The sequence below is a fragment of the Rhizobium sullae genome, from assembly GCF_025200715.1.
In the GTDB taxonomy this organism is placed as follows: Bacteria; Pseudomonadota; Alphaproteobacteria; order Rhizobiales; family Rhizobiaceae; genus Rhizobium; species Rhizobium sullae.
Genome location: NZ_CP104144.1, coordinates 938,916 through 953,724 on the forward strand (window position 1 = coordinate 938,916; position 14,809 = coordinate 953,724).

Here is a 14,809-nt window from a genome sequence, read left to right on the forward strand (position 1 = left end):
CGCGTTCAACCCTATATGGCAAATGACGAATTGATCGGAAGGCGATCTGAAGTTTTGCGAGGCCCGGCTGGCGCCAAGCCGGCGAGCCAGGCGACCAAGTCCTTGCAGTCTGCCTCATCGATCGCCCAGTTGCGCCGATCGCATGCGGCAATCGCGGATTTCAGGCGCTTAAAGCGCTGAACGTCCAGGCCCTCCATCGCCATACTAAGCGCAAAGGGCGTGGCGTCGGACAAGATCAGGCCGATATTGTTGCGCCGAAGTGCCTCAGCCGTCTCGGTGCCTTGAACGGCAATCGGTACTGCCCCGTACAGGCATCCTTCGTAAAGCCGGTTCGGTAACAGCCACTTGGAATTGAGACCCTCCTCGAAAAAATCGGCCGCCCAGGCAAAGTCGACCTCGCCGTAAATTGCACCGAGGTCCTCCGGGTTTCGGTAGGGACCACAAAAACGCATGAAGGGTTCGTTCTCCACGAAGGCGTCGAAGTCGCTAAATTCCCTGTAAGCCGGCCGGCCGCGCAGAACGATCTCGAACCTGCCGTTCGCCATCCTTGAGAAGCGCGCAAGCAGCTTCAACGATTTTCTGCAACGCAGCGCGCCAAACCAGCCTATGCGCCATGGCCGGCCTTCGAGCTTTTGCGGAACGGGAAGAAGGCCCTCCCTTGGAGGCGGGACGACCTTGTTCTCGACGATCACGACCGGGACCTTCAGAAAAGACTGCACATCGAAATAGTTGCTCTTGAAGGCTGGTGAACTGGTGACGATCGCGGTGACGCTTCGGCCAAACCAACGTTCGGCTAATCGCATCGAGCGCCCGACAGGACCCATTCCGATGAGAAGCCTGTGAATATCGAGGCACTCGTAAACGATTGGCACGGACCCGCCGAAATAACGGTTGGCGCGGTTTGCCAGTGCCAGCGTTTCGAGATTGCGGGCGACGATCACGTCCGGTTTGCTGGCGCCTGCAAGAACAGAACGCAGCCTTGCCATCGCTTTGAGAACAGCCCAGGAGCGCTGGACAAAGCGGCCGTCGGCCGTCTTGCCGAGATTGACCGGATTGATGCCTTCGATATCGCCTGGGATCTTCGTCCGCGCAAAGCCTGCAAGATCAACCGTCGCGCCGCCGCGTGTCAGCATGATCAGGCGCCGGCGAACTGCCGGATCCGACAGGTCATGGACGAGGTAAAGCACGCGCGGCATCAAAGGTTCTCCTGCGTCTTGGCAGGGGCGCTGACGGTGATGGTCCGATCGCAGGTCAGTGAGCCTGCAAACAGGCATCTTTCGCCTGCAGCAGTAAAGCTCACCCAGTCGACCTGCATGATAGTCGGTCCTTTGTAGGCAAAGGGGCCCATCCAGCCTGTAAGCGTATCGGTTCCCCACAGGCTAAAGAAGATCTTCTGCCGTTCCGTCGGAATACGGAGCTTATCGGTGACCTCGTTGACGAGGACGCCGTTGACGAAGAACCGGAGTCTCGAGGGCTCCCAGATGAAGGCGAAGTGGTTGAACGCCTCGTCGGCCGGGCCAGCTAGCGAAACCAGCCTTTCGTTGCCGCCCTTCGCTTTCACATACTGGTTGACTTGGACAGTAGCACTGTCCTTACCCAGCACCTCGAAATCGATCTCGTCGTGCTCCTCATGGTCGGCAGGGCCGATATAGGAGAAAAATGCCGAGTTAAGGCCCGACCCGGTCGCCGACTTTATCCGTGCCTCATAGGTGCCAAAGCCGTAGCGCTGCTTCGTCTGGAGTTCTGCGCAAAGGAGGGTCTTCTGATCGGCCGCGTCCTTTGCGAGCATCAGCGACGCAAAGCCGTCGGCAATCTTGATCATTCGCGCCGACCAGATGCAGTTTTGATGATCACCGTTCGTCCAGCCGTCTGAAATATACCAGAAGTTGGAATCGAGCCGATCAAAGCTCTCGAAGAAGGATGCTCCAGGGCGCCCGTCCGCAGCCTGGACGTTAGGGGCAAGCCAGCACGTCAGCAAGATCAGCGAAAAGACCCGCCGGCAAATGCAACTGAAATCCTGACCGCTAACCGCACGGTTAACATGTGAAGGTTGATCGAAATTCATAATAGCAGCCCGAAGCGAGTACGAGAAACAAATGACACGGCGACGTTGGCACTAAAGATGTCAGGCTATACTTTTTGATTTTCCTTTACAGACAGAATAAACGCGCGGTGCCCTCATCGCAGAGTTATCCTGCCAGAAGTGCAACGCCGATGTTGCGTATCTCGACCGCGTTTAACTGGTAGTGGTCGTATATACAGGCATCCCTAGAACGGCGTAGCAGTATTTGTAGGGACGTTATTTCAGAATTGGTAAAGAGGCAACCAAAAATTAACGAATCTAGTCGCTAAAAGCTTGATCTAACGCCGCAGATTAACGCTGTGACAAATTTCAGCTTCTGTCGTTTCATAATGATACAGATGGGCATTCCGAACGCTGGAGAGGGCAGGCACGCCTGTCCGTCAGGAGCACACGTGCTCTATCGCGCTGGCTCCGCAGGTGGCGGCAACCAATATCTAGCCGTTGAAGGTCGGTGGTGCCGGTCGTGCTGGCCGCATGAAAATCTCCGTGACTTCGCAGGAGGATGGCATCGACAAGGCTGTGATCAGGTTCGCTGCCACCGATTCCGGCTGCAGTAGCTCGTCCGCTTGGTACGAAAGCGCTCTCGCATCATGGATGGTTTCCTGCATCGCCGTTGCTGTCTTCCCGGGAAAGATGCTGAGGACGCGCACATCCTGGCCATTGATCTCGGCTCTCAGCACGTCGGCAAAGGCCTTCAGGGCATATTTGCTCATCGTGTAAGCAGCGAGCTCCATTCTCGGATTCAGCCACACGCTCGAGTTGATAAATGCGATATAACCCTTCTGTCTGGTCAGCGCCGGGAGCAAAAGCTGCGTCAGAACATATGGCGCACGCAGATTGACGCGCCAGACGTCATCGAGTTCTTCCGCTGGGCTTTGCGCAACCGGGCCCGAACGAAAGACGCCAGCACTGTGCACCAGGTAATCAATGCCGCGATCAGTCACCCGCAAACGGGCGACGAATTCGGCGATCGCCCTGTCATCGGCAAGATCGACATGATGCCAACTGATTGATGCTCCATTGCTGAGCGACGACTGCGGGACGCCGCCGCGGGTTAGAGCATGAACTGTCACGCCGGCTGCACCAAAGGCTGAAACGATCGCTTGCCCGATACCGCTCGCTGCCCCGGTCACCACTGCCACGCGCCCCTGAAGAGGTTTTTCCATGATCTTAGTCCCTCTCCACCGGTGCAAGCAGATCATGGCCGAGCAGAAGATCCGCGGCATCGGCGATCAAATCAAATGCTAGACCCGATTTTCTGGCGATGTCGAGGAGATCATGTTTGCCGTCCGAGTAGTTTAGAACCCAGAGTAGGGCCATCTGACGCGTCTTCGTGTCCGACTTGCCGCCAACGGCATCGTAGAGCCCCCGCTTTCCAAGCTGCGGTTCGCACATCGGCGAAAGGTTCAGGAAAGCTCGGTTGCGGTCCAGTGTGCCGAGCACGCAGACGTAGGTCTCGAACGAGTGGGCAAGCGCTTCCGGCTTGATGAAATCAAGATTGTCGGCCGACGTATGGTATTCGGCAAACTGTCCGTAGGGTGTGCGCGACAGACAGCCGAAGGGAAGGTTGATGCCAGGCGAACCGAACTGCCGTTCGTCATAGCCATAGGGAGAAAAAGCCATAATCGAATGGGCTTCCCCCGCTGCCGTCAGCACATGCTCCACCACCCGATCGATCTCGGCCGTCTCGTGGCGACTTTTCTTATAATGCAGCATGCCAGGGTCACCGAGGTTGACGGCGACGAGACCATGTTTGATGCGCGACAGCCGCTCGCGGTTCATCGAAAGCCAGGCAATTGAACCGATCGTGCCCGGAATGAAGAGCAACCGCACGGAATAGCGCCGCTGTGACGCCATCAAAAGCTTAGCAAGCTCGACACACACGGCGATGCCGGACAGATTGTCGTTGGCAAGCGACGGATGGCAGATGTGCGTCGAGATAATGATTTCGTCGGTTGTGGAGCCGGGGATGAAACACTCGCCCCACAGCAGTTCGCCGTCTGAAAGTGTTGAGTCTATCAGGACCTCGTAGGATCCTTCGCTCATCGCCTCGAGGGCGTTGTGGGACAGGCAGAAGCCCCAGTCCTCCTTGTAGTAGCTCGTCCGGTAAGGTATCCAAGCGGGATGGCCAGGGTCGGTGTGCAGGTGAGGCTTCAGCGCCTTAAGCGGCAATGTCGCGCGGATCGGTCGTGAATAGTTGACGACGTGCAGATTGCTTGCCTTGAAGTCGATGACGCGATTGCCCTTCTCGTCCTTCACATAGGCATCGCGGATGCTCCATTCCTGCGGGACCGTCCAGTCGAAGATCTCTGTGCCGCTTGCGATACGATGAATCTTAACCGGAATTTCCTGCCTGATAATCTCCAGTGTCTCGACGACGCCCGGACCGGTGATGCTGCGGCAGATCGGATAAAGCCGCTCAATGAGGGCATACATCCGCGCGCCGGCAGGCTCCTTGTCGGGCGCGCTGACGGCGCTCAAGCAACGACCTCGACATTGGGAAGCGGAACGACAAACCGGCTGCGCAAGTCTTTGACCGCCGACATCTGGCTGATGATCTCATCCTTGATGTTCCAGGGAAGGATCAGGACGTAATCGGGCTTGGTTTCCTCAATCTTTTGTGGTGCGTGGATCGGGATGCGGGTCCCCGGAAGCAAGTGGTTTTGCTTATGGGGGCTGACATCGACAGTATATTCGATGAGATCCGTGCCAACGCCGCAGAAATTCAAAAGCGTGTTGCCCTTTGCCGGGGCGCCATAGGCGACAACCGTCTTTTTGCTCTCTTTCGCATCGATCAGAAAGCGCAGCAGATCGCGCTTGGTGCGGTGAACCTGCTCGGAAAATTTGGCGTAGCGTTGGATAGAATTGACGCCGCCTTCAATTTCGCGCGCGCGCAGTTCACCGACACGCACCGACACTGGCTGGCTTTGATCTTCGGCGTGACGGGCATAAATGCGCAACGATCCCCCTTGTGGACGGATCTCATCGACATCGAAGATCGTCAAGCCGTGATGGGCAAAGATTTTCTCGACACAGTAGAGCGACAGGTACGAATAGTGCTCATGATAGATCGTATCGTAGTAATTGAGCTCCAGCATCTTCATGAGATGCGGAAATTCGATTGTTACGATGCCGGTTGCCGATAACACGATTTTGATGCCGGCAACGAAATCGTTGATGTTGGGGACATGCGCCAGCACGTTGTTGCCAATCAGAAGGTCAGCCGTGAGGCCGTCGCCAACCAGCTGCCGTGCCGTCTCGACACCGAAAAACTGCACCCTGCTCGGGATGCCGGCCTCTAACGCGGCGGCCGCGACATTGGCACAGGGCTCGATGCCGAGCACCGGAACGCCGCGTTCCTTGAAGTTCTTTAAAAGGTAGCCGTCGTTGCTGGCAATTTCGATCACCTGATGGCCGGTGTCGAAATGAAACCGCTCGACCATCTGGTCAACATATTCGCGGGCATGGCTCAGTACCGAGGCCGAGTAGGAGGAGAAATAGGCATATTCGCTGTCGAAAATGTCTTCCCGCGGCGCCATGGGAGGTACCTGGACCAAGAAGCATTCGTCGCAGACGAAAGCATGGAGTGAAAAGAACGGTTCGGGATCCTGCGTTTTGTCGATGGCGATATAGGAGTTTGCAAGCGGTGACGCGCCAAGGTCGACGACTGTCTGAGTGAGTGGGGTGTTGCAGAACCGGCAGTTGAAGGAAGTCATGATCTTCGCCCCCTAGACGAAACGATGTGGTGAGGAGTACGTGATCTGAAACATATGGTTGACGTTTGCGGATCTGTTCGCAGCACAACAACGAGCACCAAACATGACCGCGACTTCGAGGCTCCTCGATAAGTGGTGAAGCACCGTCAAACCTCCCTACCGGCCGGCAGTGGCAAAGCTCGTCTCGCGCCGTTTGACGCGACGATTTAGTTCAGGCGCCAGAGCGGGAACACCGTCAGGCAGGGTTGTCAGGCGGTTCGTGGCGCGGAACACCACGTCCGATGGTCGGCCGACCAGATAATTGGACACACCGTCCTCAAGGGCTTTGCGATAAATGCAAAGCGCACCGTCAACAGCATCGAGCGTCTTTGCAATCTCGGGGTCGCCGTGCGTGTAACTGACAACGAAGGATGGAGCGAGAACGCCGCGCTTGATCAATTCCTGCAGGAACAGCGTGCGGAAGGCTTGGGAGGGACGGCCGTCCTCATCAAGCGTTGCGTAAACGAGGTTACTTGCCAGCCCGAAGACGCTGAAATGATTGCCAATCCCATGGCTGCCGGCGATCTGCGTAATACCTTCTCGAAGCGCCTCGCCTTTTTCAAAAAGATGCTCGATCACCGGCTCTTCACGATAAATCTTCATCGTTGCAATTGCCGCCGCCATGGCGTGCGTTTCAGCTCCATGGGTGGTCGACAGCAGGAAAACGCGTGGCTTCTCGCGCTGATCGATACCGCCAAGCTCCATGAATTCGCGCTTTCCCGCAAGCGCGGAGATCGCAAAGCCATTGCCCATCGCTTTGCCGAAGCAGGATAGATCTGGTTGGATATCGTAAAGAGCCTGGGCTCCGTTCCGGTGCCACCGGAAACCAGTTATCATCTCGTCAAGGATGAAAAGTGCTCCATTGGCATGACAAAGATCACGAAGACGGTGCAGGAAATTATCCCTTGGCGACTCGCCTTTCGATGGCTCAAGGATGACAGCCGCGATCTTACCGGGATGTTGCTCAAACAGTGCTTTGGCACTGTCAATTTCATTGTAGTTAAACGATAGCGTCATATCCCGTATGGCTTTCGGGATGCCGGCGTTCATGGGCGTTGTGCCGATGAACCAGTCGTCGGTCGAAAAAAATGGGTGATCGGCGCATCGGGCAACAAGGTCACGGCCAGTGATGGCTCTCGCCAGCCGGATGGCGCCAGAGGTTGCATGTGAGCCATCCTTACAGAATTTGACCATTTCGGCGCCTTGGATCGTCTCAAGGAAGCTCGATGCGCAATCTACCTCGATGACTGCCGGCCGGGTGAAGTTCGCACCATTCTTCAACTCCCGCTCGACAGCGCGCAAGACCTTCGGGTAGGCATGGCCAAGGGAGACTGCGCGGTTTCCCATGCCAAACTCGATGTATTTGTTGCCGTCAACGTCAAAGACATAAGCGCCGTGGCCCCGGGCAATGAAGCCCGGCGATAAGACCGGATACTGATCGTCGCCCTTTGCGTAAGTATGGGCGCCTCCTGGAATCAACCTTCTGGCTCGCTGACGCAACTCTTTCGAGTTCTCGAAGTTGCTAATGAGGCTCGTCACTGTTCTTTCCCCTCCGAAAACACGTCGTATGCCGTTGCAAGGGGCGGACGTGTTTAACGACGCTTTGAAATGGCTGAGCGGGAGGGGTGACCGTGGGATGTCCCAAGCGCGGGAAGACAAAACCTTGAGAGATCAAAGTCGCTGAAGTCTTCTCTCAAAAACTGTTGAGCCAGCCGCATATATTGCAACGGGCGCAAAATCGAAATCGTGCAGAGATTGCTGGATTTCAAGTTTGTCGGGTACGCACAGGATACACGCAAGTACACTATACTCCACTGCTACTGTTACTAGAGTTATCATTAAAGAAACAGCATGTAAATAAGAATTAATGAGGTGTTAATATAAGATTTAATCTGGTGTATTTTGTGCATTTGGTACTTGGTGTTCCGTGCATTGCGCCAGACGAGCGTGCAGTCGCAGCCAGATTCCTTCGAGATGAACCATAACGGGATTCGAGAGCCTTCCTCTTTGAACTTCAGTTAAGATATTTCCTGTAGAAGATTTGGGTCCTTGTCATTTTGGTGGATCAATGTTTCACGTCCCGATGCGTTGGCGCCGCAAAATGATCCCGAAGTCGACCGGCAGGCAAAGGCTCTTGTGGCCTGATATCGACTTCGACGCGATCTATGCCATTAGCGATGTGCACGGTTGTGCGGATGAACTGGCAGAAGCCCAACGGCGCATAGCCGATGACGCCAGGGCCCATCTGGGCCCCAAGCTCATCGTTTTTCTCGGCGACTATGTTGATCGCGGTCCCGCCAGCAGCAAGGTGCTCGACATGCTTGCGGCGGAGCCGCGTGAGAGCTTCGTGCAGGTCGCGCTTGCGGGCAATCACGACGATGAATTTGCCCGCATGTTCCGCAAACCTTCCATCATTGCCGATTGGCTCGACTTCGCCGGGACCGAGACGCTTGCTTCCTACGGTATCGACGTTGCGCATGTCATCAAGACGAAGGGGGTTCGCGGTCTCCAAGTTCTTGTCGCGGAACTCGTGCCAGAAGAGCACATCGCCATGATCGAAGCGATGCCGGTCTCGCTTCAGATCGGCAAATTGCTGTTCGTACACGCCGGCGTAAAGCCTGGCGTCGACATGTCAAAACAAACGGATATGGATCTCATGTGGATCCGCGAGCCATTTTTAAGCGAAGGCCCGCGTCAGCCGCTCTTCGTGATCCACGGGCATACACCTGTCCTGCAGCCGACCTTCGGACCGCAGCGGGTTGCAATCGACACGGCGGCAACGGCCACTGGCCACCTGACGGTGCTGAAGATCGCCGAGGCAAGCTTCAATTTCATCTGACACAAGCCCGGCCTTTGAGCTTACCGGCAAGCGCGACGGCCGCTGAACTATAGTCCCGATTTCCTCAGCGGACATTAAGGCAGATGCCGTCGCCGCATTGCCGTCAAAACGCAGCGATCCCTGCGTTACCCTTGCGCCTGCTACTCATGCGAATGCCGAAACCAGCTCGAGGCTGCGGGGTATGGCTCTAAGTAAATCAACCCTGCTCTCCAGCTGAGGCACCGACCGCTTCGGCTGGTGAAGTAAGCAATCGACGTAAAGCGAAGATAGTTAACCAGAAATCCGACGATCAAAAAAGAATACATGTTACACAGTACAGATTAGAAAGTTTCTCCAGTTTCACTGTTCTATTGACTTAGGCCTCGAAGCTGGTTACGCGTGATTAACACACCTGAAAATCCTTCAACAAACTAGGATCTTCATGAAATATCGGCCGGAGATTGACGGATTACGGACGATTGCAGTATTGCCGGTGCTGTTTTTCCATGCCGGCGTCGCTGGATTTTCTGGCGGTTTCGTTGGCGTCGACATTTTTTTTGTTATTTCAGGCTTTCTCATAACAAGAATTCTGGATGATGATCTCAGGAATGGCCGCTTTTCCATACTGACTTTCTACGAGCGGCGTTTTCGCAGGATCATTCCGGCACTGGTTTTCTATGTTTTACTGACGGCGATCGCCGCCTACGTGCTTTTCCTGCCACCGTTCTTCGAAGACTTCGCCCGAAGCCTGCTGGCAGTCGGGACATTCACCTCAAATGTCTATTTCTGGAAGTTCTCAGGTTATTTCGAAAGCAGCGCGCTTCTACGCCCGCTCTTGCATACCTGGTCGCTTGCGGTCGAAGAGCAGTTCTACATCTTCATGCCGATCGCCATGTGGCTGCTCTATAAAGTGACGTTCCGCGTGCGGTTGGCGGCATTCGCACTCGCCTTGATCCTGTCCCTGGCACTTAGCATCTATGCAATCGACGTCGCTCCGACAGCAAACTTCTTCCTCTTGCCGACACGAAGCTGGGAGCTCTTGATTGGAAGCTTGCTGGCGCTTTGGGGCGGTCAAAGCACGCTGTCTTACCGGGCAAACAGTGCCGTTGCGATCGGTGCCGCGATCTTGATCCTCTTTTCTGTATTTGCCTATACGGATGCGACACCATTCCCTGGGCTCGCCGCCGTTTTGCCATGCGCAGGTGCAGCTCTCGTCATCTATACAGGCGGACCGACCCGTTCGGTGGTTGGTAAAATCCTTGCGAGCGCGCCGTTCGTATTCATCGGCAAGATTTCCTATTCGCTCTATCTGGCGCATTGGCCAATTACCGTCTTCGTCCGATACGTGACCCTTGAGGAGCCCAACGGGCTCCATGCCATGGGCATTATCGCCGCCAGCGTTTTGCTTGCCATTTGCTCCTGGCGCTTTGTCGAAACGCCATTCCGTCTGCAGACCGTGCGCTGGCCTCGGCGCGCCCTCATCGGCTCGGCCCTTGCCAGCATGTCGATCGTCTCGCTGTTCGGTTACGCGGGCATCGCCGCTCATGGCTTCCCTCAACGTTTTCCCGGCTATGCAACCGAGGTCGAAGCGCGCATGGTTGACGTCTCTGCAGTTGTAGCGAGCGCGGATACGACAGTGCGCGCCGGCCAGACGTGGCGGAACGGCATCTGCTTTTTCGAAGACGACGACGGCTTTAAAAAATGGCGCCCCGAAGATTGCGCTTTGACGACAAACACCGGTGATGTTGCGCTTCTGTGGGGAGATTCCTACGCCGCCCACTATGCCCCCGGGATCGTCGCGAATGCCGCGTCCATTCATGGCCGCGTCTATGAGTATACATTTGCCGGATGCCCTCCGGTCCTTGCCTACTACTCCTACGCCAGACCGAACTGCCAGGCATTCAATCAGAAGGCGCTGGACATCATCCGGTCGCTTGACGTTAAGACCGCCGTGCTTTCAGGCCGATGGGTTGATTTGCAACGCCGGGGCCTGGACATGCTCGAGGACACCGTCAGACAACTCCAGGAGGAGGGCGTCCGGGTCATCGTGATCGGACAATCGCCGATGTTTGTAACCAATGTCGACGTCATTGCTTTTAAGAAAGCCGCCGCTGGCCAAAAGGTAGCTTCCTGGTCAACCGTGATCGACAGCGAATTTAACCAGCGGCTGCGAGCTGCTGCGGGCGGTGCCGATTTCGTTGATCCGATTGCGATGGATTGCGCAGCCGGCGAGTGCCCTTACATTGACGACGGAAGGATGCTTTATTTCGATTCCGGTCACCTGTCGAATTTTGGCAGCGCCCGCGTTGTCGAACGCTACTTCCCGCTCGTATCTCGCGTCAATTGAAGTCTGCGCTGGTCATTTTGCGATCGTGCCGCGTCGAGGTAATCAGTGTCAATTGCACTCACAAGCAGGCTTCACCAATTCGATCACCATGACATTCGCTTCATGAGCGGCTTTGATGAATGCTGCTCGAACATCTTCGGGAGGCACGCGGTTGTGCAGGCCCTCCAGGCACGCCATCACTGCCTCGGAAAAATCCTCGCCGTCATCGATCGGCCATCGCTGCAGAAGCGTTTCGGCGGCGCGCCTGACAGAATTAACCACTCGATACTCTCCGATGCAATGCATTGCCAGACCGACGGGCCGAAAGGCCAAACTGTTCCCTTTCATGACACCTTGCTCTCTGTTTCTCCAAGTAGCTATAGCTGTAGCAAAATCCATGCCGGGCGGCTGAAGCGTCACGAAGAGAGAAGTTGTCTGCGGGAAAGGCGTCGAAAAGTCGTTAACGAAGGCTGCTTCGGTAGGTCTGATGCGATCGGGCGCCGATCATGACCGGTACGCCCATTCGCGAGACCCGATGGACATGATCTTCCACGGCTGGTCGACGAGCCTGTTCCATGTGGCGCAGCAATGGGTGACGATGTCGTTGCAGTCCCTGAAGATACGATTGGAGAGCCAGTTGTCGCCTATGAGCTTTGATATTCATTGTAAGCAGTCTTCGTAACTTTCGGCGTTCTCCTACTGGCATAGGGGATCCGGTTTATTTGAGGCGGCGTAAGGCTGGAGACAGAGTTTTGAAAATGACGGTTTAGCAGACTCTGGCGCGCATTGAATACCGCATTCCATATGTTGCGCCTTGGGCTGCGTCGATCTGCCAGTGGGGCGTTAGTTCAAGATTATCGGCCATAAGTCCCGTCTCCGGCACTACGCAGCAAACATTGCCGCCTGTTCGCGGCGCAGGAGATCGATGATGCGGCCGGCCGGCAGCACCACATCTGCATAGGTAAGGACTTGATCCTTCGCCACGGCATGTTTCAAGATGCATCCCTCTGCAACACCCATGGGCAGCAAGTCCTGAACGCCGACGACATCGACGCGCTCGCACTGACCATAGCTCATGTAGCCGCCCAGACCGTCGATCGTTTCGCCGGCATTAAGGCCGCGCTTTGCAGTCGCAACAACCTCCACCCTAGGCCCGTCCAGTGGTTGAAGCACGGGATCGCGCAAGAGTGCAACGCGAGCCACGGAGAGGGGGACTTCGAAATGGCAAAGATGGTAAGGTGTGTAAAAGCTATAAAGCGGGCCGGTTCCGAGCTTGTAAAGGTTCAGGTAATGCTGCTGCTTCGGATCGTCGTGGTATGCGAGAATAAAGACGCCCGGACCTGGGGTTGCTCCCACGACATAGTCGACGGCTCCACCGACGGCTTTCAGCGCCTCAATGTCGTACGCGTTGACGAGTTCATCGACATGGCCACGATGCTCGACACCTGTCATGCCGCGCTTCAAAATGGACATGCCAGTGCCGTTCGCGACAATAGCTTGCTCAAAGCTAATCTTCGTGCCATCAGCGAAGCTGGTGACCATATGCGGGTCCTGCCCCCATTTCGCAGCGAATTCGGCCTGCGTTGTCGGTGTGCGATAGGGATCCTGCAGGCCTTTGATATTGCCGCACATGAGCGGAGTAAGGCCGATCGATTTGACGAAGCGCCACAAGTTCATCTGTACGCCAGGCTGGTCTCCATCGCAGGCCGTGAAGATAACCCCCGCCGCATCGGCTTTTTTCTTGAGAAGCGGACCAACCGTACCGTCCAGTTCGGCATTCATGGTCACCATGTCGCGACCGTGCGCGATTGCGCCTAAGCTGACGTTGGCGCCATATTCGATCGCACCCGTCGCATCAATCAAGCAATCCAGATCACCCGACTCATACAGCAATGCTGGATCGTCGGTGACAGCCGCCGTGCCTTCGGCGATCAGGCGGGAGAGACTGCTGCCATCGCTGGCGTAGGAGGCCTCAAGGCCAGCAGCGCGGTAGGCTAATATAGCCTTCTCCACGTTTCGGTTGCAGATCACGCAAAGGATCATTCCCGGTACGGAATTTGAGATCTGGTTGACGATGCCCTTCGCCATGAAGCCCGCGCCGTACATCCCGACCCTAATGGGACGGCCATCCTCTTCCCGCTTCTTCAGGAGCGTATCAATCACCATCAAAACCTCCTGTTAGATGCCGCGTAGGCGTTCCACGCCATGAAAATCCTCATCGAAGTCGGGCCATTTCGCGTCTTTCTCCGAAATCACAGCCCCTTCAACCGGCCATGCGATGCCGAACTTCGGATCATTCCAACGCACACCGCACTCCGACTTTGGATCGTAGAATTCGCTGGAAAGATACAACGTCTCAGTGTTGGGCCTCAGTGTCACAAACCCGTGGGCAAAGCCGCGGGGCACATAAAAGGCCAGACGGTTCTCACCCGTTAACTCAACCGCGTGCCAACCGAGGTACGTCGGGGAATCGGGTCGCAGATCGATGATGCAGTCCCACAGCGCGCCGGAGAGGCACCGGACGATCTTAACTTCTGGCGAGGGCGGAAGTTGATAGTGCAGCCCACGCAGGGTGCCTGCTTCGGCGTTGAACGAATTATTGACTTGAACGAAACGGCCTTCCACGCCGGCGTCGGCCATTTCCCGCTCGCAGAAGACGCGCTGAAACCATCCACGTTCGTCCCCGCGCGGCTCCGGCTCGATGACGTATGCACCATCCAAGGGCGTTTTGTGAAACTTCATGCTGCTCGGCTCACATCCTCTATTTGGCAGTCAGCTGCGACGCAGCCCTGAACGTAGAACAATGACTCTTTGAGCGCCTTCAAAGGCCTCGAAAAGACTAATTTTAATCATATGCCCTTCACACTACGACCCGAATTTAGTGTTACCTGAACGATGAACGTCAAGGCTCCAAAAAACCAAATAAGCGCATGCCTTATACAAAATAGCAACGCCGCTGCAACGGGTTCCGTTAAGAGAATGTCGAACCGTTCCTTTTGCACTAAGAAAAGGCATTCAAACAAGAATGTTGGCTAAAATACGTACACTCATCAACAGAGATACTTGCTCAAATCGATAAAGCGATATCCTCGCGAACATATTCCTTCATATTATATGCTACCTTTCGCAATTGCGTAATGTCAACTCTTAAGACTTACTCGTTCGGAAGAAATAACGTCGGCCGGAATACGCCGAGACTGAAGGTGTCGGACAGCATCATCTTGATGTTCCTGCCGCCGCGCTCACCGGAACTGAAGAACGCAAAACGTCTGGCAGTTCATGGGCGACAACTGGCTCCCCAACCGTATCGTCATGGACCGGGACGACATCGTCACCCATTGCTGCACTGCACGGAACATGCTCATCGACCGGCCGTAGAAGATCATGTCCATCGGGTTCCCCGAACGGGCTCACTGGTCATGATCATCGCTCGTTGGTATGACCTCACCTGGATCTCTCATCACGCGGGTGCATAGGCGGGAAACGCTCCGTTAACCAACGCCGCTTGAAATGAAGCGTGGGCCCGGAACCGTTGCGACTCGCAGACCGTTTATGGTGCGGGAGGTGCTGCATCATGAAACGGGCCATTTGGGACACTCCAATCACTGTTGAAGATCCGGCGACGGGAACGGTGTGAACGGTCAAGACCGTGCGACAGGCCAAAACTATGCTTGGCCGTTTCTGGCCTGCATACCATGGCAGCCAATACCGGCGGGCTGAGCGGGTTTGCGACGATGCCTTGCAGGGAGACTGTGACGCCAACAAAGCTCGGCAAGCCTTCATTGCGGCTGCGGTCGAAGCTCATTTCCATTTGAGCTGAGAAACGC

Annotated in this window: 12 protein-coding genes and 1 pseudogene; 3 read left to right on the forward strand and 10 right to left on the reverse strand. The window is 55.8% G+C overall.

Annotated elements, in window-relative coordinates:
• Positions 1-11 precede the first annotated feature (11 nt).
• From N2599_RS25220 to N2599_RS25245, 6 genes are all read right to left on the reverse strand, one after another.
• Positions 12-1,196 carry a glycosyltransferase gene (locus N2599_RS25220; RefSeq protein WP_051336694.1) on the reverse strand — a complete coding sequence of 395 codons (1,185 nt, stop codon included), beginning with the start codon at positions 1,194-1,196 and terminating at the stop codon, positions 12-14.
• A complete protein-coding gene (gene exoK / locus N2599_RS25225) occupies positions 1,196-2,065 on the reverse strand; it encodes an endo-1,3-1,4-beta-glycanase ExoK (protein ID WP_084606553.1) in 870 nt (289 codons plus the stop codon). The genes N2599_RS25220 and exoK overlap by 1 nt, the downstream gene beginning before the upstream one ends.
• Positions 2,066-2,517: 452 nt before the next feature.
• The gene (locus N2599_RS25230) at positions 2,518-3,249 is read right to left on the reverse strand and encodes an SDR family NAD(P)-dependent oxidoreductase (protein WP_037142763.1); all 732 of its coding nucleotides are present in this window, start codon (positions 3,247-3,249) and stop codon (positions 2,518-2,520) included.
• Between the two features lie 4 nt (positions 3,250-3,253).
• On the reverse strand, positions 3,254-4,564 hold the full coding sequence (locus N2599_RS25235) for a DUF4910 domain-containing protein (RefSeq protein WP_027511650.1): 1,311 nt from the start codon (positions 4,562-4,564) through the stop codon (positions 3,254-3,256).
• Positions 4,561-5,799: a class I SAM-dependent methyltransferase gene (locus N2599_RS25240; protein WP_027511649.1), complete on the reverse strand. Its 1,239-nt coding sequence runs from the start codon at positions 5,797-5,799 to the stop codon at positions 4,561-4,563. Before N2599_RS25240 ends, N2599_RS25235 begins: the two co-directional genes overlap by 4 nt.
• Positions 5,800-5,955: 156 nt before the next feature.
• The gene (locus N2599_RS25245) at positions 5,956-7,377 is read right to left on the reverse strand and encodes a glutamate-1-semialdehyde 2,1-aminomutase (RefSeq protein WP_084606551.1); all 1,422 of its coding nucleotides are present in this window, start codon (positions 7,375-7,377) and stop codon (positions 5,956-5,958) included.
• A 562-nt stretch (positions 7,378-7,939) separates the two neighbouring features.
• Here N2599_RS25245 and N2599_RS25250 point away from each other — a divergent pair.
• Positions 7,940-8,677, forward strand: coding sequence for a metallophosphoesterase (locus N2599_RS25250; RefSeq protein ID WP_244914695.1), 738 nt, complete (start codon positions 7,940-7,942; stop codon positions 8,675-8,677).
• Positions 8,678-9,098: 421 nt separating this feature from the next.
• A complete protein-coding gene (locus tag N2599_RS25255) occupies positions 9,099-11,003 on the forward strand; it encodes an acyltransferase family protein (RefSeq protein WP_027511647.1) in 1,905 nt (634 codons plus the stop codon).
• A gap of 48 nt (positions 11,004-11,051) precedes the next feature.
• On the opposite strand, the gene N2599_RS25260 is transcribed toward N2599_RS25255, so the two are convergent.
• From N2599_RS25260 to rfbC, 4 genes and pseudogenes are all read right to left on the reverse strand, one after another.
• Positions 11,052-11,264, reverse strand: coding sequence for a DUF982 domain-containing protein (locus N2599_RS25260; RefSeq protein ID WP_244914694.1), 213 nt, complete (start codon positions 11,262-11,264; stop codon positions 11,052-11,054).
• A gap of 222 nt (positions 11,265-11,486) precedes the next feature.
• Positions 11,487-11,624: pseudogene (locus tag N2599_RS25265) on the reverse strand (IS630 family transposase); the annotation flags it as partial.
• 240 nt (positions 11,625-11,864) lie between these two features.
• Entirely contained in the window at positions 11,865-13,148 is a 1,284-nt protein-coding gene (locus tag N2599_RS25270) for an NAD(P)H-dependent oxidoreductase (protein WP_027511644.1), read from the reverse strand.
• Positions 13,149-13,160: 12 nt separating this feature from the next.
• Positions 13,161-13,724, reverse strand: a complete 564-nt coding sequence (gene rfbC / locus N2599_RS25275) for a dTDP-4-dehydrorhamnose 3,5-epimerase (RefSeq protein ID WP_027511643.1) — start codon at positions 13,722-13,724, stop codon at positions 13,161-13,163.
• A 925-nt stretch (positions 13,725-14,649) separates the two neighbouring features.
• Between rfbC and N2599_RS37925 the strand changes: the two genes are divergently transcribed.
• Entirely contained in the window at positions 14,650-14,802 is a 153-nt protein-coding gene (locus tag N2599_RS37925; RefSeq protein ID WP_084606550.1) for a DUF982 domain-containing protein, read from the forward strand.
• Positions 14,803-14,809 lie beyond the last annotated feature (7 nt).

Bases quoted from the DNA above. Each gene is read 5' to 3' on its own strand.
- N2599_RS25220 (WP_051336694.1), bottom strand. From the start codon at position 1,196: ATGCCGCGCGTGCTTTACCTCGTCCATGACCTGTCGGATCCGGCAGTT.
- exoK (WP_084606553.1), bottom strand. From the start codon at position 2,065: ATGAATTTCGATCAACCTTCACATGTTAACCGTGCGGTTAGCGGTCAG.
- N2599_RS25230 (WP_037142763.1), bottom strand. From the start codon at position 3,249: ATGGAAAAACCTCTTCAGGGGCGCGTGGCAGTGGTGACCGGGGCAGCG.
- N2599_RS25240 (WP_027511649.1), bottom strand. From the start codon at position 5,799: ATGACTTCCTTCAACTGCCGGTTCTGCAACACCCCACTCACTCAGACA.
- N2599_RS25250 (WP_244914695.1), top strand. From the start codon at position 7,940: ATGATCCCGAAGTCGACCGGCAGGCAAAGGCTCTTGTGGCCTGATATC.
- N2599_RS25255 (WP_027511647.1), top strand. From the start codon at position 9,099: ATGAAATATCGGCCGGAGATTGACGGATTACGGACGATTGCAGTATTG.
- N2599_RS25270 (WP_027511644.1), bottom strand. From the start codon at position 13,148: ATGGTGATTGATACGCTCCTGAAGAAGCGGGAAGAGGATGGCCGTCCC.
- rfbC (WP_027511643.1), bottom strand. From the start codon at position 13,724: ATGAAGTTTCACAAAACGCCCTTGGATGGTGCATACGTCATCGAGCCG.
- N2599_RS37925 (WP_084606550.1), top strand. From the start codon at position 14,650: ATGCTTGGCCGTTTCTGGCCTGCATACCATGGCAGCCAATACCGGCGG.